Here is a 20,251-nt window from a genome sequence, read left to right on the forward strand (position 1 = left end):
TAAATGAAAATTTTAAAAGCACATATTACACTTAGTGAATATAGCTATATATTTATAGGCAGTGAAGATATTGGTAATAATAAGGCAGTGGATAAAAAGACCTTCGATGAAGTAGAATCATTTGTGCTGCAAAATAGTGATACGGTTCAATATTTAAAGTTAGGTCAAAATAAGTTACATAAATATCTACAAGCTCAAAACTATGTAGGTGTTATTCAAACTAAAAGTGGAGTAACAATAGAGATACTTCCAAAAATTGCTAGAAATACAGATGATGCTAAATCTAAAAATATTTTAATTAAGATGCTAAAGACTCTTAGAAAATCTCCTTTTAAAAATTTTAATACAGCGAACTTAAAAGCATCAAATTTACCATTACTCGAGATTTTCATTACTATGTTTTTAGTCGAACTAGAAAAGCTTATTCAAAAAGGTATCAAGTCTGATTATATTGATAAAGAAGATAACTTAAGCTTTTTGAAGGGTAAGTTAAAAATTAAAGAACATATGCAAAAAAACCTTATTCATAAAGAAAAATTCTATGTTGAGTATCAAGAGTTCATTCAAGATAGAGTAGAAAATAGACTGATTAAAACAGCACTAGAATATTTATATAAAAAGTCAAAAGCTAACAATAATAAGAAAAGAATTCGAGAATTTTTATTTGTATTTGATGATATCAAAGTGTCTCACAACATAAAAGAAGACTTTAAAAAAATAAGACTTGATAGACAGATGAATGATTATGCACTTGTCTTGCAATGGGCTAAAATATTTTTATATAAAAATTCATTTTCTCCATATAAGGGTAAGGAAGTTACTTTTGCATTACTTTTTGATATGAACTTGCTTTTTGAAGATTATGTAGGGCATATGTTAAAGAAAAATGGTTTAGAAGTTTCACTGCAAGATAGAGAACACCATTTAGCTTATTTAGACTCAAACACTGGAAAGTTTCAATTAAAACCTGACATCGTAGTTAGACATGATGCGGAAGTGATTATTGCTGATACTAAGTGGAAACTACTCAGCGAAGATAAAACTCATCAAGGAGTAAGTCAGGCAGATATGTATCAGTTGTATGCATATGGCACAAAATATACAAGTCCTAAGTGTGAAAATATGTATTTGATTTATCCGAAAAATGAGAGTGAACTTACGGAGCATCAATATCATTATCAAAAAGATATGGGTGGATTAAAATTAAAAGTTTTATTTTTTGATTTAGAGAATCCAGAGGATGAAGTGTTTTATGAATATTTTAGAAGATAAATTACAAAACTTTATAGAAGAATCTTCTTGGACTTTTGCTAAAACCTATTCTGATACTTGGCCTCATTGGTATATCGTTCAAGAACAAGTAGATAACGAATTATTTTTAAAGTTGGCAGACTATATAGATGATAATGGATATAAAGAATTTTTTTACTCAAAGCAGATGACTTTTTTTGATTATGGAAAACATACATATTGGCATATGGAAAATATAATTAATCGATGTTTACTTGCTAATACATATCATAGAAGAGTGGTTGATGGTAGATTGCCTAAAGAAAAAAATTAGTATATTCCTTCTACAGCTGATACTTTATTCGCCTCACTTAGTTTCATATAGCGAAGGGTCATATTAACGTCCATATGATTCATCAGTTTTTTTATTTCAAACAGTGGTACTTGATTTATAGCTAAATGAGAAGCGAAAGTGTGGCGAAGGGTGTGATTGCAAACTCTATGTTTTGCATCATCAATATCTAATCCCTCATTAAACATTTCGTTATAAATCGGTCGCATGTGATAACCAACGATACGATGTGTTAATTTTCTTCCCTTGTTCCAAAAGATGTAATGGCTTTGTAGAAATGTGTCTATAAAAATATAATCTTCAGACAAAAATATTTTAGAGTTTAAATAAGCCGTATACCAGCTTTTATTCTTAGTATCGAAGATTTGTACTGTTTGAGTCTTTAAATCGATATTTGAGCGTTTTATATTGAGTATAGAGCTAGCTCTAGCTCCTGTGCTAAGAGCGAACTTCACAAAGTAAAGTAAAAGCTTGGCTATCGCAGGTTTATTATCATAAGTATTATCTTCTAGTACAAAAATTAAATTGCGAATTTCATCTAAAGTTAGATACCTTTCGCGAGCATTATCTACATGAATTGTACTTTCTATACCTCTAGCATTATTTATAAGATTTGGTAGATACTCTCTTTTTATGAAGTTGTAAATGCTGGATAATATACTAATATGCATAGCTGTAGTAGCTGGTGCATGAGTCTGTAGTTTGTAAATTTTATACTCATGTATCTGAGTGTTACTAATATCTTTTAAATCTGTTTTAGCTCCAAAAAAATTAAGAAGATGGTTTTGAAATTTTAGATGGGAGTTTCGATAATCGCTAGTTTGCTTCAATTCTAAATATTTAAAATATAAGTCACCAGCATCTTTTAATGTGAATGTTTTTTTAACAGAACTATGGGTATCTATATCATTGAGTATCTTCTGCTTTTCACTCTGCATAAATTCATATGCCAATTTCTCACTATATCCAGCTGATTTATAACCGCACTTGAAACGAGAGTAGTTTCCTTTTTTGGTTTTGTATGAGCAGTAGTAGATGGTGTCGAGGTTTGTTATTCGATGGCTGATGCCTGTGTACTTTTTACTTTTGATGTATTGTGTTTTCAAGTTGATACTCTTTTTTAAAGATTATCACTGGTTTGGACTGAGAGATTTGGTAAAAGTGTTTAAGGTGTCTATGGTGGGTAAGGTGTTTTAAGTGTAAATTATACTTTGACCATCTTTGTCATGTCGAAAATTGATTATTTTTTCCTCAACAAGCCAATGCTTATCAAGCACTTGAGTAATCTTTTCATAGTTAGATGCAATATTTTTATTTTTTATTTTCTTTATTTTTTTATTAGAAATATTATCAACTGCATTAGCCAAATTATTTATTCTATTAACATCCAACCCTAACTCTATACCTATTAAAATTGTACTTAAGTGCTTAAAGTCTTTTCTGACACTAAAAAGGCTTTTATATAGTAAAAGTTGAGTGTATAAATAAGTAGATCCATATAAATGTCGTAGTTCATTGATTTTTTTAGGAAAGTCTTTTTTTGCTCCAATATTTTGAAAATATTTAACATAGAAAGTAGTTGTACATGATTTATTTAGAGCCATATATAAATCATAAAATATATACACTTCCTCTTTTTTGGGACTAATTTTTACTTTTTCAATGTAATCATCTAGCATAAAAGATAAAAAATTATCTTTTTTATGCATTCGCCATTTTCTTTCATCTGATGTCAAAAGTGCTAAAAATACAAAAGATAAGTTTTCTATATTATTGATGAGATTAGTTTTTACTTCTTCAAATGTTTTTTTATTACTTGTTTTAGGTGCAATGTCTGTGAACTCATTTGGAAGAGAAATTTCCCCAATCATTTCCGCTACATACTCAAAAGTATTATTTAGTATTTTTTGAGCTTCTGTTGGAGTCCTCATCCATACTTGATTAATTGATTCTAGTCTATCATTATCACTACATCGTGTTAGCAATCTTTTATGTGTTAGTTCTAATATCTCTTCAACAATTGGATAATCACGATATTTTTTTTCTTTTATTTGGAACAGTTTATCATGGCAGATATCATGAATACAACCTAGGTTTTTTTCGCACATCATAATGATGTCTATTTGTCTTATCTGCATTTGTAACTGTTTAAAAGTTACTAATGCTTCGCTGTATTCTTTCGTCCCTTTCTTTAAATTTATATTGATGTTGAAACGAAAGCCTTCTAAATCAGCTACAAAATCACATAAAAAATCTTCATCATTGGAACTATTATTTAGATTTTTGCTATGCAACACTTCTTTGTAAAGTTGAAAATATTCATCACTAATGGATGTGTCATACTCTTTTACGAGCTCTTTGAAATACACATGATGATATAGACGCCTCAAATAGTATGCAATATAACTTTTATCCATTTTACCTCTTGAAGTACAATAGTATCTAATTTAATTTAAAACATACCCCCTAGTCCAATATTTTTATAATCACAGCTCAACAGCACTTCCCTATACTTCCCAAACATAAATGGAGTTCCTAATAAGTTCCTTATTTATTACAGATTGAAGTTTAGAGTTGATGCGCAAACTCTTCATCTTCAGTCGTGTTCTTTGACTTATTATTGTTAAATCGGGATCTATACAACCGCTCTAAGTGACCCAGACTTCTCTCAATTTTCAGGAGAGAGGCTTACCCCTTCGCAAGAAGGTACAAACAGTTGACAAGGAGTCAATTTTGAAAAAAGAATTAAACACAAGTAATACTATGAAGTCGGAAGTAGTTTTAGGTAAAGAACCAAAATTTATAATCCGTCCATTAACAGAGGCTGAAATAGCTAACAAGCAGACTGAAACAGAAGTAGCCTTCTATATGAATAGTCAATACAAAAGAGATGGGATGAATGCATCTACACATAAAGATGGGTTGCTTTGGAAACATGAAGATTCAATGTTGCGTCCAGCTATCTATAATTTAGCAATGGCATTTCTTAATGCAGGTAATGAAGATATGGCATTTATTCTTTTAAATGACTTGGCAGATAATGGTTATCAGCCCGCACTAGAACTTACGGGAGGACTTTAAGATGGTACCTACACTACCTACTATAAATGTATATGTAATCGTTGATGAAGATGTTGTGAGTTTTGAAATAAGTAGCTCTCTTCCTGAATTAATTTGTGATGTCCTTTTAAGTAATATCAACACAAAAAACAACATAAGCAGAAATGATTTTGAGATTTTTATAAATAACTATTATGGAAAATTAGCTCAAGCATTAAAAATAAATATTTGTGTCGAAGTAAGATATGGAAACCTACTGTATGCTGGACTACAATTTCCACCAACTCTTTTAATATCAAGAAGTGCGCAACAGTTAGATTTACATTCTTACGAGATCTCAGAAGATTTTTCTACATCAACTATAGGTCTGATATTAAATCCAAAAGGTTATTTAACACATAAAGGCCTCAAGGCAAAAATCTCAAATTTTTCTACTTCAGAAATAGAACTTTATAAAATGCTTGACCTCTATTCACTTAAACTTCTACATATAGTCCACAGTAATAAGGGACGTTACCTTCGAAATAGCATAAATAATCAAGATTACCTTGCTGATATATTCTGATGCAAATCTTTTTCACACAATTCACCTCACTGACAAAACCAGTAGTGAAGAGTTATAAAAAAGACTTTACCAAGAGTATAGGTGCTGCTATGCATCTATCTCGTTATCAAAGATTGCAAGTTCCAAATCTAAAAGCCTTTGATGAGTACCTAAAGCAAATGAGTAGCTTCGACACGATAACTCTTGGATTAGCTACTGAGGTTTCGGGCTTATCCAAGACAGCTAAAGCCTATAGTGAAATAGAAAATCCGGATTTTATCTTTAGAGGTAAAAATCACATCAAATATTTCAATGATTTGTACCCATATACTGAGGGTGCGTATTCACTCTATTTTTTTGATATTGATTATGATGAGTCTCAGCCACAACACTTTAGAATGAGTACAGTAGAGGAAGTTAGAGCCTCATTAATACTTTTAGTTCCGGCATTAAAAGATTGTGCAATGTTAATCCGTCCTAGCTCATCTGCTGGAATATACAACAGTCAAACAGGTGAAAAACGGAGTGATAAACCATCGTGGCATATTTATCTAATTGTTGCGAATGCAACAGCTCAAAGTATAGATGACTTTAGTGAATATATAAAACGAAGAGCAAATAGAGATGATGTGAATCTTGCATACATAAAAGAGAGTAAATCAGGAGCAAAACTTGAGAGATATTATGTAGATTTAGCAGTAGCTGACGCCTCTAGGCTTATTGTCGAAGCCAGCCCAACATTAGAGTATCCACTCTCAAAGAAAGTTATAGACAGTACGATTATTGAGGGTGAGGTGTTAGATTTAACAGCTATCCCTATCGGAGATGAAAAAGATTACAGAAAAAGCACTCAGAAATATATTTCGGGCACCATACACACACACTCCACAAAAAATACTTTTATACCTAAATCGTATAATGGAGTAATCCTTATCTCTGAAGAAGATAAAGGCAGAGTTCTTTCTATTTACAGTTACCTAAATGATACTTCCAGAGCTGAAACATCCGTTGTTAAAAAGTATCTGAGCCAAACACTTATTGCAGCATATTTAACTTTTTTAGGTTTTACAGTTGACGCAAATTTTAAGTTCAAAATGAGAGATGAAACGACGTCATCTGCATCAATCTCACATACAAATTTAATCAAAGATTTCGGTGGAACCTTCTCCGGAAATATTATCAGTTTTCTGATGAAACTATACTCGCTCTCTTTTATAGAAGCGTGGAGTTACTTTCAGAACTGCTTCGGTAAAAATCTCAAACTATCAGTGAAAACACAAGTTGCTTTACCAGATGCTAAGGCATTTGAGAAGAGCTTATCAAAAAATATTAAATAAAAAAAAGGAAAATTAAAATGAATTTTAAAGAAGAATTAACTGCACAAGAGCCTATCGTATCAGAATCTGTGACAGTAAAACAAACAATGGTTTCAAATGGCATACAAAAAATAGAGCTGACAGTAGAATATATTGCATCCCAAATACTATTACTTTTTACTATGCTCAAGAGTATTAATGCACCTATGGGGCAAAGATATAGTATGAAAAGTTTATGGCAACTTTTAAGCAATATCCCAATGCCTAAAGCTACAGGAACAGAACTCCGAAAAGAGCTTGAGGAACTTGGATTTGTAGCTGGTGCGAATGGTTCCATTCCAACTTTTGCAGATTTAGAAAACTGCAGAGGGCTTATTCAGTTTGCTATTTTCGATAATGATAGCTACATCATTCCTAAACTAGATACGACAAATATGAATCCTTCAGATTTAGAACTCTATACAAAAACATATGCGGAGTTTGCTCTTAATTTTAAAACATCTGAATGGGAAGACACAGTAAAGAAAATAGGTCTAACCCTTCCAGATGAATATAACCCAGAAAATATTACTATTTATGGGGAGGAACTTGAAGATTTAGAAGATAGAAAACTCACAATGCCTGAAGTTACAGATTTTTTGCCTGAAGATGCCTACCTGATTGCATATACAGGTCATCCATATTTTTATGTAACGACGAGGCAAGCTTTAGCTCATTCACTTAAAGCTATTGCTCTTATACCGATGGATATCGTACCGATTTTTTATCAAACTTTTAACGGAGGGACTTGGACAGAGCAGGAACTCGAAGCAGGTAAAAAACAAGATGTGACTTATCCTTTTGGCGAGTATCTACCAAAAGGTGCTCAATTTGAAATGCTCGATGGTGATTTCTGGTTAAGTATATTTACCATTACTGCCTACTTGGTGCTTATAAAAACTCGGCTTTATCAAAAGTACATTGCTATCGATAATACTGGCGGTCATAGATTTGATGTTGTAACATATAACATTTTTCATGAACAAACGGAAGAGACATTCGCGTACAATTGTGAACACCATATTTTCCCCTTTATATCGAAAGAAATAGATGCTTCGGTACTTTTATTTTTAAAAGAGGATTTGGTGCAAAATTTAGAAATTGATACTACTCTTATTGCAAAAGTTATAGATCAAAAAATTGCTTCACTCTAAAAGTGGGTTATGTGAGGTGGGTGAAGTGGGTGTTCTTCATACCCACCTAAAACACCCACAACACCCATTCCACTTTTTATTATTAAAAAAAATGAGCAGCAAATTTTATGCTACTCATTTGTATTTCTCTATCTTTGTAGGCTCTTATATTTATTTCTATATATCCTACAAATGCAAAGTAATAATAATCTTCATAATCCCATATTGGGTTACTCTCTTTCATTTCAATTCAACTCTTTTATATCTCCATATCGCGTTTGTTTGAAATATAAATCTCTTTCAACTTTAAGTCCTAATGGACCTCTTACACTTTCTAACTCATCTAGACTTACATTACCTAGCTCATCATTCATGCCTTGAACATAGCAAAACATTATTCTGTCCTCTTTATCGTATTCTAATACCCACCATGTCCAATTGGCATCTGGGGTAAAGAATTTTGCATAAACTATTTTATTTTCTAATTTTATATCTTCCGTTGCATATAGCTTCGGAATCATCTTTTCTAACTCTTTTGTTATTAACATTTTAAGCTCCTTGAGATATAAGTAATTATTATATCTTAATTATTTATTTCTATGGTATTAATGGCTAATTTCTCCCATACTATAGGGCTTTGTAGTCTCTTTTAATACCATAGAAATGACGAAGATATTTACATGGAGAGGTTCTAATATCAATAATATATTTTGTGGTTAAGTGATCTGAACAAATGATTAATATGGAATTATTACAGACTTACAAAAGTAAGCAAATTCTTAAATTTATTAAAATAATTCCCAATGTAAATTTGAGTCCAAATGAATAGCTTTCGTTTGATGTATATGTTTATCAAATCACTCAAATCCTCTTGCCGCAGATTTCAAGGAACTAAACAAATAATAAATAAAATTCAAAAAAGGTTTAAATTATGGAAATCACACTCACACAAAAAGAACATGAATATTTGCTACAGGCGGTAGCGAAGATGGAACAGGATAAAAAGGATGGCAAAGAAGTAAAAGCTCCACCAATGTCATATGAAACACAAGTCGCTCTCAAAATTGTAGGGCTTTAAATAGCGCAGTCGATACATTAATTTGTATCGGCTGTACTTTCTTGTGGCTCGATTCCGTCCAACCTGTCCATGCTGTCCACCCATATTTTAAGTCTGTGAGAAAAAGATTCAAGAACACCATCAAGTTTTTGTTCAATCAAAAACAGCTCATGCACTTTAGAGACATAAGCTCTGAGAAGCTCTTTTCGAGAAATATTGTGAGTTTTAAAGTCTTGATGCATTTGAACTGAAAGCCAAATAGTAAAACTGTCTTGAACTGTGATGTCATAATTTTTGGAGTTGACCATTACAGTGAGAGTATTTGTTTTTTGCATTTGAATGAATCTCCTTTTCGTTTATAGGAGATTATAGGAGATGGTTTGTAAAAGCTTGTGGAAGTTATCTTACAAGTGAATTCTTTATATCGTCCTCTGTGGGGCGAATGTACCCTAAAGTTGTATTTATGTTTTTATGCCCAATGAAACTTTGGATGATACGAGGATTTACACTTCGAGAACCCATTTCAGTTATAAGCCCTTGTCGAAATGAGTGAGATGTGAAACCAGTTCCCAAGATTTGCTTCATATATTTATTTACGAGTTGAATTAAACTAATCTCATGAAAAGTCTTTTTTGGATTTCCCCATGATGTGATACAAAAGTTATCAAGTTCATTTTCAGCGTAAGTAAAATATTTCTTTATTTCTTTAATTGCACTCTCTGAAAAATATAAAACGCGTTCCATTTTAGTTTTATGAGATATTACAACTGTTTCACCATTTTGAATGATGTCATCTACATGGCTGTACTTAATCTGCGTAATTTCATTTACACGTAAACCAGAATAGTAAAGTAATGAAAATATTTTAAAAAAGCGTTTTTGATTGAACTCTTTAATATCTTCATCGCCTCTTGCATAAGCCATCAACTTTTTATACTCTTTCTCTGTTATGCTCTTTTTAATTCTCTGAATTTTCATTTTGTCTCCAATTACTATAATTTCTACTGATATAGAGGATTTTATAGTATCCAATCTGACATACTGATACCACATAGAGAGTAAAGCTCGCTATAGCTTCAATGATTAGGTTTTATTAGAATTTATAGTAATTGAATTGTATGGCTGTTATTTATTTCAAGGACTGAAGACAAAGAGAAAAGACACTATCGAAGCCATATTGTTCTGTATGGTATAAGTAATGTATTCTCATGTGGCAAGATTCTGACTTTGTGAGACTAGCATCAGTTTTATTTTAACAACTAAATAATTATTAAAAATACCAGTAAATAGTTTAATTATTACCGATTAATAAATTTTTCAGTATGTTACAATGTTGTTAGAAAAGGAGATATTTTATGAGCTTTGAAGAATTCACTTATGAATTTGGAACTTTGATTAAACAATCTAGAAACACTAGAGGCATGAGTCTACAAGCTCTGGCTTTAGAGACTGGGATTGTATATGACCAAATACAAAAAATTGAAAGTGCCAAACATGGAGGTGTTTTAATTAACACATATGTAAAGTTGCTTTCTGGTTTAAAAGTGAGTTTGTCGTTTACAAAAAATGATTCTATTAGAACTAAGTTAATACCTGTTTCAAATGAAGTTTTGATATTTATAGATGAAATATTTTTAGGACTTTCAAGTGATTCATCTTTACAGTTTTTAAATATGAATTATCCCTTGTTTATGAAGCATATTGGTGAGTTACTTATGCAAAAGAGAAAAGGTTTAAACTTGACTCAAAAGCAACTTGCAAAAAAAGCAAATATCTCTAACACAACACTTGTCCACATAGAAGGTGGAGAACATAGTTTTAGACTAGCTACTTTACATAAAATAGCTACAGTTCTAAACAATAGATAAAGGAAATAAACAATGGTATTTACCGCAAATACAAATGAGCAAGCTTATATAGATGTTTTAGAAAACTCTACTCATAATGAGTATGTGTTAATTAGAATGACTCCAACAATGTTGCAAAAGTCAATTATTGATGCTTCTGAACCACTAAGAATGCTATTAAAAGAGAATCTAGAGATAGATTATGTAACTATGGAACAAGGTTCTGAAAATGGATTAAAAGATGAAGTTGAGCTTTTAACTAATGGTGAATTTGTAACCAAAGAGGTTAGTTTTTATAGACCTAAAACAAAAAGTGGAGATCCACGATTTTGGATTTATTCTTTAAAGAAAGTTTTGGAAGCTTTTGACTTATTATTACTAACAGTATGGGATGGTAAATTATATGCTATCCCTCTTAAAGGAGATATTGAAGAGTTTAAACACACACTTAGCACGATCTTTAAAATTGATGCCGATAACTTACCTGAAGCAGTATTAGAACTTCAAGCAAAAACAAAAGAGCTATTTAATAGAGGATATATAAAAACAATGAGAGGTGGAGATACTGGAATTGGTTTTACTTTTGAATCGCTTTTGGGAATTGTAGCTAACTCTAGTAAAGAACCTGACTACAAAGGTGTCGAAATTAAATGTTCCAGACAAAACAACACGACTCTTCAAACACTTTTTGCTAAAACTCCAAATTATGCAAAGCTAAGCAATAAAAGAACATCACTTGTAAAAGATTATGGTTATTGGGACGACGAGAACAAAAGATACGCCCTCTACATTACAATAAACACTATTCAAGAAAACTCAAAAGGCTGGCAGCTAACTATTGATTCAGAAACACAAAAAATATATGTTACTAAAAATGGAGAACGAGTAGTTTATTATGATTATAAAACTTTAAGAGATGCTCTTGCTGCTAAACATAAGCAGACTGTTTTTATAAAAGCATTATCAGAAAATAGAAAAAGTAAAAATGATGTGAATGAAACATTTTTATATGAGTCTGCTCTTTATTGTGAGGATAGCTCTTTTATTAACTTTATGAGTTTGATGGAAATGGGGAATGTGAGTTTAGATTTTGCAATCCACCATGACCCAGAAACAGGTAAAACAAGAGACCATGGATTCTTGTGGAGAATAGGTAAGCAGCATATACCAACACTTTTCAAACGACAAGTCAAGTTATGTATTAAAGATACGGACTGTTAACTCTTATCTAATATTTTCTTTATATGCTCTGCTATAGCTTTTGCCATTAACGGAGGTACTGCATTACCTACTTGTGTATATTGTGGTACATCAATTCTTCTTCTAGCCCCACCTGTAGTCTCTTTAGACCTAAACTCAAAATAGTCTGGGAATGATTGAAATCTAGCTTGCTCTCTTACTGTCATAGTTCTTGGAACTATAGGGTGTATAACATCATCTGGAACACTAACAACTGTTGGTGATGGAGAATTTAGCTTAAGTGGTCTTTGTGAATGCTTCTTCGTTTCAAGACTGATTATTAAAGCTATGAGTTCTCCTTCCGTATTCGCTAATATTGTTCCATCTGGCGAAGTAGCTGGAAAAGTACATTTATTAATTTCTAAATCAATTTGGTCATAAAAAACTTTATCTTTTGTTGCTGAGTATTTGGCTGCTAGATTGAAAACTTTTGTAGTAATGCCGTTAAGTGCAAAATACTGATATAGTCTAAATCTTAATTGTGTCTTTTCTGAATGCTGTCTTAGATTATTGTTTTCACAATGTGCATTATTTCCTTTAATAGTCTTTTTAAAACCGCTTTTGCTATTGAGTTTATCGAGGTATCTGGAATTATCTTCTGGTTCGGCAAAGAAGTCTCCAATAGCATCTTTTACTGATAGTATATCTTTCTCTTTAATGGTTGGAATAGGACAAAGGGGAGAACCTTCGTTGCCTTTAAAATAATCACTAGAATTCCAAATGTCGTCTGTGGCAAATAAATTCTGCTTATCTGCAATATCTTTTCTGATAGCTAATAGTAAAACTCTTGGTCTATATTGTGGGACACCATAATGCATCGCATTTAATTGGAGTTCTTGCACAACATATTGAGTTGATTCTTTATCTTCTCCAAAACCTGTTTCCAAAAGATTTTTAATTTTTGTAAATGGAGCATCTTCATCGTGCTTGGAGAAGCGACTTCTCATTCCAAGAACATTTTCCATTAGTACAGCTTTAGGTTTGAAAATTTCTACATATTCTAAAAATTGCCATGGTAATTCATTTCTGTGGTCTTTTGGATTTCGTTTCCCAGCCAATGAAAACCCTTGACATGGTGGACCACCAACAATTAAATCTATCTCTCCAAGGTTTTCTTTTGTGGCTTTTAATAGTTCAGGTTTTTCTAGCAGAGAGATAGTTTCACCAATGTATAAACCAGCTTTTAATTTATCTTCTGCAGATTTAAGAAGGTATTTATTCCACTCATCTGGAGCTTTAATATTTTTTATAAGATTGTGATAAAAAGTTTCACCAGCCATAGGAGACTTCTCTACAGCAAACCCAAGTTCAAAACCAGCTGTTTCAAACCCTAGTGAAAGTCCACCACAACCAGCAAATAAATCTATATATTTTTTTTTCATAATGGAATTATATCTGTAATGATTTTAAAAGTCCAGGTATATTGCAATTTGCTATTTTTATATGCTATTTATGTAGATGTTACTTCATTTATTAAATAATTTGCTATCATTGTATTAATTAAAATTAACATAAGAAGTGTAAAAATGAACTCTCGAGATATAGAAGAAAAATTTAATTATTCACAAAGTTCGCTGGTATTACAACAATCGGACTTATCATTACAGTCTATTGCTGATATGGTAAAAAATGAAGCAATTGATGTATCACCAAAATATCAACGAAGAGAAAGATGGACTACAAATAAAGAATCAAGTCTAATAGAATCCTTTTTACTTAATATTCCTGTTCCGCCTATTTACTTAGCAGAAGCAGAGTATGGAAAATATTCTGTAATTGACGGCAAGCAAAGAGTGACTGCAATTTATAGGTTTTTATATGAAAATTTAAAACTTCAAAACTTGGATAAGTTTACTGAACTCGAGGGATACACTTTTAATGATTTACCCGCTGCACTTTCTAATGCTTTAAAAATCAGACCTTACTTGAGAGTTGTAACAATGCTAAGACAATCTAATTCTGAACTAAAACACGAAGTTTTCTTGAGACTAAATAAAGCCGGTGTTGCTTTAAATGCACAAGAAATAAGGAATGTTGCATTCAGTGGAAAATTTAACGATATGTTACTTATGCTCTCAGAGATTGGATATTTCAAAGAACAATTAAATAGTGATGAAACGACAAAAATGTATAAAGAAATGACAGATGTTCAATATGTATTACGCTTTTTTACGCTTCTTAATAGTTGGAGTAATTTTCCCGGAAATATGGATATAGCGATGGATACATTTATGGCAACAAAATTAAAAAGTAATGATTTGAGTATTGAAGATGAAGAGCATAAATTTAAAAGTTCATTAGAATTTTGTGAAACTATCTGGGGGGATAAAGGTTTTAAAAAACCAGATGGAACGAGTCGAGTTCTTCAAGGTTATTATGATATTCAAATGGTTTGTTCAGCTATGTTAACCAATGAAGAAAGAATTAATGCATTAAGCAAAGCCGAACATGTAAAACAAGCTCTGATATCTAAATTAGAAACAGATGAAAAATTTTCTAAATCTTTAATTGAATTTACGTCAAATAGTAAAAGTGTATATTATAGAATTGATGAGTTCTATAAGATATTAAGAGACATATAAGTGTCTGCTAAACAGGAGTTGTTTGATAGACTTCAGTATCTAGATTTAACAATTAAAGAGCCTTATTTAGTTGACAATGGAGTTGGAATTAACAATCACAATGGTATTGCTAATTTATTAAGAAAAGGTCTTGGGATTGTTGCTTTTAATATTTTGGAAGATTATATAAAAAAAAGAACTTCAGAAGCTTTAGTTACTTTATCTAGTTCAAATGTTCAATTTACAAGTTTGCCAGAATCATTGCAAAATGCATCAATAAGAGGTGCTTTAAATTCATTAAACTCTAAAGCTAATATGCTCAAAAAGAATGGTGGTAATTGGCAAGCTTTAATTCAAGATGAAGCTTTAAAAATACATTCTACAAAAAATCCAACATTTCAGTTGTCTGATTTTTCATTAGTGTCATCAGGTTCAAATGTCACTGATACAGAAATTGCAGATGTTATAAGAGCATTTGGTATTACCGGGGGTTGGAATAAACTAGGAGAAGTGTCTACTAAGATAGGGAGTGGTATACCAATCTTAATTCAGGTATTTAAAAATGCTACATCAAGACGACATAGTGCTGCTCATGATGCAACTTTTCAATATAATTATGGATGGTTAGAAGAAATTAAAAATGATATCATTTCTATATCTTCTGCATTTGATATTTTACTGATTGCTAGAAATAGACAAATTAATGCTAACTATAGTATCCCAATCGATAATCATACTATTGAAAATGCTCTTAACTTTCGTTTTTTAGAAACTGTTTCTGGTACTACTAGATATAGAGAAACAACTGTAATATCAGGGAAAGCAAGAAAAATATGGGATAGTTTAGATGCAGCTCTCATTTTTTTAAAACCAAGACTGCTTGCAAAAGATGAATTTTTAATTATTCTAAATGAGCAAAAGCGAATTATTGACTGGCACTCATAAACAATAAAACGGCTGCCAATAAGCTGTCGAAACCATTCTAAACAAAAACCTAAAACACTCTAAACACCTTAGAAACAAACAGTTTTAAAAGATACTAGGCAGCTATACCTTTGTGAATGTAAGCCTCAGGCTGATAATAATCATAATATGATACAAAATATTCTACATGTGCATTTGGGAAGAAACCTCTAAACTCACTATACAGCTGAGCCGCTAAAGTTTTGTTATGAGTCATAATAATAGTAGGCATCTTAACATTCTCTATAACCTTAGCCATAGTGTACGTTTTACCGCTACCTGTTACACCTTCAAGTGTTTGGTAACGATTACCTTTTAGAATAGAACCACTTAACTCTTTTATAGCAGTAGGTTGATCACCTGCTGGTTCATAAGGAGTATTTGCTTTAAAATTTATTGAGTTTTTCATTGGTGAAATTATAGCATTTAGTTGTGAATGGTTTGGATTTGAGGTGATTTTATTGCATATGGCTGCTATCAGGCTGCCGAGAAATTTAAGGATTTATGCTACTTAGTTACCAAAAGATATCATATTTATGTCCCTTATCATAAATTTTTAATATATACTTAAAAAAAATGATTAACTTTTAATCATTTTTTTTAAAACTTGAATAAAAATAGATTTTTGTGGCTATAATTCTGTTTCAAATTTTAATGAGTGAGGAAAAGCTTGTATATTAGCATTAGTAAAAAACCTTCAAAAGAAGAAATAGCAGCGTTTAACATGAAAGTTATTGAAGAAGACACAATAGTAGACTATAAGATTGAACTTGCCTCTCTTGATCAGGCAGTAAAAAAGCAGTTTTGTGAATCCTATGGTTTAGCACAAAAAAAAACTGAGAGTGTCATTAACATTACACTTAGTTATAATCATGAAGTTTAATTGTCTTTGTAAACTGTCATAATCTCTAATTGTAGACGAAGGACCAAAAATTATCAGTATAACGCAAGTTGTATCCATATTTTAAGAAATTTTGGTATCAAGATAATGTCGAAATTAGCTCCGATTCTATAACCTTAGCCATAGTGTACGTTTTACCGCTACCTGTAACACCTTCTAGGGTTTGATAACGATTACCTTTTAGTATAGAGTCAGTTAATTCTTTAATAGCAGTAGGCTGGTCACCTGCTGGCTCATATGGAGTATTTGCTTTAAAATTGATTGAGTTTTTCATTGATAAGATTATAGCATTTAGTTGTGAATGGTTTGGATTTGAGGTGATTTTATTGCATATGGCTGCTATCAGGCTGCCGAAATATTATTTATTACTGAGTTCTTATAGGCTACTTTAAACACCATACATTACGGTATTTAAAGTTGTGTTTGTAATAACAAGAAAGTAATATATTTAGTTATTAGCAGATACAGTTGCTTTCTCATAATTATTGATAAGCTCTAAGTTATAAGTTGTAACCCATTTATGAAGAGATATTGCATCTAGTACCCACCAGACAAGCATCGCTAGTAAACCAATATAACCAACAACAATGATCATAGTAAGAAAGCTTAAAATACTAATAATAAGCATAGTGGCACCATTACTTTTACCCATATAAAAACGATGCGCTCCAAAAAGTCCAAGAAACCACCACATTATATATGCTATAACAGCACTCTTTTTCTTTTCCTCTAGTCTCATTTGTTCTATATTTACGCTCATGTTTTCATCCTTATATAATAAACTTTAACCATTATTATTACTTTCTATATATAAGTCAAGTTTAATATGAAAACATATTAAAAATAATTATAATTGTTACAAAAAGAGACTTAATTATGATAAATCCATAAGGTTTATTCCAAATGATTTATATCGTTGGGTTTTGGAAAACACAGTACTAAAACTTTATACCAAGTATATAATGAAGACTTACAGTATTTTAACTGGTTGTTTGAGGAAGGAGGTTTGCAGTTTGGACATAAGAAAACTTCACCAAATATTGAATATACCACAGAAGATACATATTGATTCTAATAAATGCCTTCTACAGCAGATACCTTATTCGCCTCACTTAGCTTCATATAGCGAAGGGTCATGGAGACACTTCTATGATTCATAAGCTTCTGTATCTCAAATAATGGCACTTGATTTATCGCTAAGTGAGAAGCAAAAGTGTGGCGAAGCGTGTGGTTGCAAACTCTAAACTTATAATCATCATCTGCTAACCCTTGATTAAACATATCGTTATAAATTGGTCTCATATGATAAGCAACAATACGATGTGTTAATTTTCTCTCTCGATTATAAAAAATAAAATCATTAAACCTAAAACTATCTATAAAGATAAAATTCTCCGAGTTGAAAATCTTAGAGTTCATATATGCGGTATACCAGCTTTTATTCTTAGTATCGAAGATTTGTACTGTTTGAGTCTTTAAATCGATATTTGAGTGCGCATGACGTTCAAACGGGCCACCAATCGCGGAGACATCCGGCCACCCTCTAAGAGGATATTTTCTGTAGCATCATTTTAGCATAAAGTGGCCGGATGTTGATTTTCAATACTCTACATTTTCGGCTAATGAGTTGATTTTTCTCATAGATGGTCCACTAAGTTGTATCCTATGCGATGAGTGAACAATCCTATCTAAAATTGCATCTGCAACTGTATTGTTATTGAGATAATTATACCACTCACTCACAGGAAGTTGAGACGTGATGATAGTTGAGTTTATGGATGTTCTATCTTCAATAATTTCAAATAAATTTGTTGCATCATTATCTGCCATTGGTATAACGCCGAAATCATCAAGTACCAGCAATTGAAATCGTGAATACTTTTTTAGAACATTGATATATGTTCCATCAATTCGAGCAAGTCGTATCTCTTCAAGTAGTGATGGCATCCGCACGTAAGAGACCTTGTATGAATAATGAATCGCATGATTGGCATAGGCTTGAGCTAAATAACTCTTGCCTGTACCAGTTTTTCCAGTGATAATAATATTTTGTTTTGCAGTAATGAAATTAAGTTGAGCAAGAGATTGGATTTGTGCTTTATCCAAATGCCTTTTTGGATTATACTCTATAGCATCAAGTGCTGCTTGTTTGTCTTTAATCTTAGAAAGTCTGTGATTCATTGTAATTTTTTTATTTTTTAAAAAGAGGTCTTGCGCGTCAAGGAGTTGGTATAGCCTTTCTTCGAAACTCATTTTTGTATAGTTGATATCCTCACACTGTCTCTCATAAGATTCTTTTAACCCTTTATAGCCTAAATCTTCTATCTTCTCTTGTAGTTGTGAATGTGTCATTTTTTAAATCCTTGTTTTTTATTTGTACTCATCAGCACCACGAAGGTTTTCGTGTGTATTGAAAAGTGTAGGTATCATATAGTCTCTATTATTTGAACTTTTTTGTAAGTAGAGTCTTTTGTCCAGCACTGAACGAATTGACTTGACTCTTGTAAGCTTATGCTCTATTGCATACATTAAGGCTAATTCAAACTCTGTATTTCCATACTCTTTTGCCATTTTTAGAACAGACATAATCTTTCTAAACGCTTGTTCTTTATACCCCACAGATTCAAAGCAATCTTCTATAAACACAGAGCTGTACTCTCCAATACTTTTTGCCCAAGAACGTAAGCGTTCTGGATTCCATTTGTTATGGATATATTCATGATCTGGGGAACGATGCTCATTGAGGGTAGAGAATGTACCGACTGTTCTTAATCTTGGATGTGTTGCAATAATTTCATTGCTGTAGTATATTCGCACATGATGTGTGGAATATCGAACTTCAACCTCTTTTTGCATATATTGAAATGGCACTGAGTAGTTGCACTTTTCTAACGTAATGTGATAATCAATGCCTACTTTGGCTCGTTTGTATTGCTCATAGATATAGCGATTCGCAGGGAGTGCTTGGAGCTCATCTTTCTCAAGTTCTTCAAAGAGTTGTGTACGGCTCTTATTGATATGTTTCATCACTTTATTGTTGTATCTATCCATAAGAGAAGCTATAGCATCATTAAGCTCATCTACACTAAAAAACTTTGTATGACGAAAGCAGGCTAAAATATATCGTTGTATCCCTTGAACTCCTTGTTCAGCTTTGGACTTATCTTTAGGTTTATAAGGACGCGCTGGTTCTACTCTCATAGAGTAATGCCTTGCTAATGCTGCGTAACTTTCATTGATAACTATTCCATTTTTATTGTTGGAGATGACAGCACTTTTAAGATTATCTGGGACTACGATCTGCGGCACTCCACCAAAGAATAGGTAAGCTAAAGTATGTGAAAGTATAAAGTCTTCTTGTTTTTGGCTAGGTGTTGCGTGTACAAATGTGTAACCACTAGCACTAAGTACTGCAACAAATATTTGTGCACTATCTATTTCACCAGTTTTTTGGTTATAAATAGGGATAGTAACACCACTATAATCTACAAACACCTTCTCTCCTGCTATATGTATTTGACGCATTGATGGATTGAGTCTTTGTTTATAACGTCTGTAGTAAACCCGAAACTGTGTGTATGCATACGCTTGTTCACTATATGTTGCTTTATACTCTTCCCATAGAAGCATCAGTGTAACTTTTGTTTTTTTCTTACGCTTCATCTCTTGATGAACGCTATTGTAGTCTGGCATTATTTTAGAAGGATTTGGAGTAATAGTTGTGGATGTTATACCAAATAGTTTTTGATTGAGTGTTTCATCATTGATGTTTGTAAGCATTTCATACGTAACAATATCACTTTCATTACATCGCTTGATATACTCTTGTACTGTTGTTCTAGCTACACCTGTAGCCCCTTGAATTTTTCGAGCAGAGAGGTTTGCAAGCAAATACAATCTCAATACTTCTCTTATCTGTTTCATATCTATTTTCCTCATTGCAACACCTTTGTAAATTTTACAAAGAGTGTAGGTAAATTTAGAAAATATCTCTTAGAGTATTCAGCTA

Annotated in this window: 23 protein-coding genes and 2 pseudogenes; 12 read left to right on the forward strand and 13 right to left on the reverse strand. The window is 31.9% G+C overall.

Translation table 11 applies throughout. The annotated features are described in order from the left end of the window. The first annotated feature begins 3 nt into the window (after positions 1-3). Positions 4-1,272 (forward strand): McrC family protein, encoded by a 1,269-nt coding sequence (locus HUE88_RS01880; RefSeq protein WP_194370535.1) that lies wholly within the window; start codon positions 4-6, stop codon positions 1,270-1,272. Further along, a complete protein-coding gene (locus tag HUE88_RS01885) occupies positions 1,253-1,564 on the forward strand; it encodes a hypothetical protein (protein ID WP_194370537.1) in 312 nt (103 codons plus the stop codon). The genes HUE88_RS01880 and HUE88_RS01885 overlap by 20 nt, the downstream gene beginning before the upstream one ends. On the opposite strand, the gene HUE88_RS01890 is transcribed toward HUE88_RS01885, so the two are convergent. Next, complete coding sequence (locus tag HUE88_RS01890; protein ID WP_194370539.1) at positions 1,561-2,688, reverse strand: tyrosine-type recombinase/integrase; 1,128 nt, start codon at positions 2,686-2,688, stop codon at positions 1,561-1,563. The two genes, HUE88_RS01885 and HUE88_RS01890, sit on opposite strands and share 4 nt — an antisense overlap. 87 nt (positions 2,689-2,775) lie before the next feature. Beyond that, on the reverse strand, positions 2,776-3,999 hold the full coding sequence (locus HUE88_RS01895) for a hypothetical protein (RefSeq protein WP_194370541.1): 1,224 nt from the start codon (positions 3,997-3,999) through the stop codon (positions 2,776-2,778). Between the two features lie 316 nt (positions 4,000-4,315). Here HUE88_RS01895 and HUE88_RS01900 point away from each other — a divergent pair, with 316 nt between their 5' ends. From HUE88_RS01900 to HUE88_RS01915, 4 genes are read left to right on the forward strand one after another with little or no spacing between them, the layout of a single operon-like run. After that, the gene (locus HUE88_RS01900; protein ID WP_194370543.1) at positions 4,316-4,663 is read left to right on the forward strand and encodes a hypothetical protein; all 348 of its coding nucleotides are present in this window, start codon (positions 4,316-4,318) and stop codon (positions 4,661-4,663) included. A 1-nt stretch (position 4,664) separates the two neighbouring features. Further along, positions 4,665-5,207, forward strand: coding sequence for a hypothetical protein (locus tag HUE88_RS01905; RefSeq protein ID WP_194370545.1), 543 nt, complete (start codon positions 4,665-4,667; stop codon positions 5,205-5,207). Positions 5,208-5,251: 44 nt separating this feature from the next. Next, positions 5,252-6,523, forward strand: a complete 1,272-nt coding sequence (locus HUE88_RS01910; protein ID WP_194370547.1) for a hypothetical protein — start codon at positions 5,252-5,254, stop codon at positions 6,521-6,523. Positions 6,524-6,540: 17 nt separating this feature from the next. Next, positions 6,541-7,695: a hypothetical protein gene (locus HUE88_RS01915; RefSeq protein WP_194370549.1), complete on the forward strand. Its 1,155-nt coding sequence runs from the start codon at positions 6,541-6,543 to the stop codon at positions 7,693-7,695. 82 nt (positions 7,696-7,777) lie between these two features. Here HUE88_RS01915 and HUE88_RS01920 read toward each other — a convergent pair whose 3' ends face one another. Beyond that, positions 7,778-7,918 carry a hypothetical protein gene (locus HUE88_RS01920; protein ID WP_194370551.1) on the reverse strand — a complete coding sequence of 47 codons (141 nt, stop codon included), beginning with the start codon at positions 7,916-7,918 and terminating at the stop codon, positions 7,778-7,780. Position 7,919: 1 nt separating this feature from the next. Then, on the reverse strand, positions 7,920-8,222 hold the full coding sequence (locus tag HUE88_RS01925; RefSeq protein WP_194370553.1) for a DUF2958 domain-containing protein: 303 nt from the start codon (positions 8,220-8,222) through the stop codon (positions 7,920-7,922). Positions 8,223-8,605: 383 nt separating this feature from the next. Here HUE88_RS01925 and HUE88_RS01930 point away from each other — a divergent pair, with 383 nt between their 5' ends. Continuing rightward, the gene (locus tag HUE88_RS01930; protein ID WP_194370554.1) at positions 8,606-8,752 is read left to right on the forward strand and encodes a hypothetical protein; all 147 of its coding nucleotides are present in this window, start codon (positions 8,606-8,608) and stop codon (positions 8,750-8,752) included. A 17-nt stretch (positions 8,753-8,769) separates the two neighbouring features. Here HUE88_RS01930 and HUE88_RS01935 read toward each other — a convergent pair whose 3' ends face one another. Continuing rightward, positions 8,770-9,066, reverse strand: coding sequence for a hypothetical protein (locus HUE88_RS01935; protein ID WP_194370556.1), 297 nt, complete (start codon positions 9,064-9,066; stop codon positions 8,770-8,772). A gap of 64 nt (positions 9,067-9,130) precedes the next feature. Further along, positions 9,131-9,709 (reverse strand): tyrosine-type recombinase/integrase, encoded by a 579-nt coding sequence (locus HUE88_RS01940; protein WP_194370558.1) that lies wholly within the window; start codon positions 9,707-9,709, stop codon positions 9,131-9,133. Between the two features lie 377 nt (positions 9,710-10,086). On the opposite strand from HUE88_RS01940, the gene HUE88_RS01945 reads away from it, so the two are divergent. Next, positions 10,087-10,599, forward strand: a complete 513-nt coding sequence (locus HUE88_RS01945) for a helix-turn-helix domain-containing protein (protein WP_194370560.1) — start codon at positions 10,087-10,089, stop codon at positions 10,597-10,599. 12 nt (positions 10,600-10,611) lie between these two features. Further along, the gene (locus HUE88_RS01950) at positions 10,612-11,799 is read left to right on the forward strand and encodes an MvaI/BcnI family restriction endonuclease (protein WP_194370562.1); all 1,188 of its coding nucleotides are present in this window, start codon (positions 10,612-10,614) and stop codon (positions 11,797-11,799) included. On the opposite strand, the gene HUE88_RS01955 is transcribed toward HUE88_RS01950, so the two are convergent. Then, on the reverse strand, positions 11,796-13,199 hold the full coding sequence (locus tag HUE88_RS01955) for a DNA cytosine methyltransferase (RefSeq protein WP_194370564.1): 1,404 nt from the start codon (positions 13,197-13,199) through the stop codon (positions 11,796-11,798). The two genes, HUE88_RS01950 and HUE88_RS01955, sit on opposite strands and share 4 nt — an antisense overlap. Before the next feature lie 144 nt (positions 13,200-13,343). Here HUE88_RS01955 and HUE88_RS01960 point away from each other — a divergent pair, with 144 nt between their 5' ends. Both HUE88_RS01960 and HUE88_RS01965 read left to right on the forward strand, forming a co-directional pair. Beyond that, positions 13,344-14,399, forward strand: coding sequence for a DUF262 domain-containing protein (locus tag HUE88_RS01960; RefSeq protein WP_194370566.1), 1,056 nt, complete (start codon positions 13,344-13,346; stop codon positions 14,397-14,399). Continuing rightward, positions 14,400-15,323, forward strand: coding sequence for a HEPN domain-containing protein (locus HUE88_RS01965; protein WP_194370569.1), 924 nt, complete (start codon positions 14,400-14,402; stop codon positions 15,321-15,323). A gap of 115 nt (positions 15,324-15,438) precedes the next feature. Here HUE88_RS01965 and HUE88_RS01970 read toward each other — a convergent pair. Beyond that, positions 15,439-15,750, reverse strand: a pseudogene (locus HUE88_RS01970) (DEAD/DEAH box helicase family protein); the annotation flags it as partial. Positions 15,751-16,011: 261 nt separating this feature from the next. Between HUE88_RS01970 and HUE88_RS01975 the strand changes: the two are divergent. After that, positions 16,012-16,224 (forward strand): hypothetical protein, encoded by a 213-nt coding sequence (locus tag HUE88_RS01975; protein WP_194370571.1) that lies wholly within the window; start codon positions 16,012-16,014, stop codon positions 16,222-16,224. Between the two features lie 103 nt (positions 16,225-16,327). Here the strand turns inward: HUE88_RS01975 and HUE88_RS01980 are convergent. The 5 genes and pseudogenes from HUE88_RS01980 to istA all read right to left on the reverse strand — a co-directional run. Then, positions 16,328-16,516, reverse strand: a pseudogene (locus HUE88_RS01980) (DEAD/DEAH box helicase family protein); the annotation flags it as partial. A gap of 174 nt (positions 16,517-16,690) precedes the next feature. Further along, the gene (locus tag HUE88_RS01985; RefSeq protein ID WP_194370575.1) at positions 16,691-17,002 is read right to left on the reverse strand and encodes an NINE protein; all 312 of its coding nucleotides are present in this window, start codon (positions 17,000-17,002) and stop codon (positions 16,691-16,693) included. A gap of 311 nt (positions 17,003-17,313) precedes the next feature. Continuing rightward, the gene (locus HUE88_RS01990; protein ID WP_194372473.1) at positions 17,314-17,763 is read right to left on the reverse strand and encodes a tyrosine-type recombinase/integrase; all 450 of its coding nucleotides are present in this window, start codon (positions 17,761-17,763) and stop codon (positions 17,314-17,316) included. Between the two features lie 78 nt (positions 17,764-17,841). Next, complete coding sequence (istB, locus tag HUE88_RS01995; protein WP_194370577.1) at positions 17,842-18,594, reverse strand: IS21-like element helper ATPase IstB; 753 nt, start codon at positions 18,592-18,594, stop codon at positions 17,842-17,844. A gap of 18 nt (positions 18,595-18,612) precedes the next feature. After that, positions 18,613-20,181 carry an IS21 family transposase gene (gene istA / locus HUE88_RS02000; RefSeq protein WP_194370579.1) on the reverse strand — a complete coding sequence of 523 codons (1,569 nt, stop codon included), beginning with the start codon at positions 20,179-20,181 and terminating at the stop codon, positions 18,613-18,615. Positions 20,182-20,251 lie beyond the last annotated feature (70 nt).

Source organism: Candidatus Sulfurimonas baltica, assembly GCF_015265455.1.
Lineage (GTDB): Bacteria > Campylobacterota > Campylobacteria > Campylobacterales > Sulfurimonadaceae > Sulfurimonas > Sulfurimonas baltica.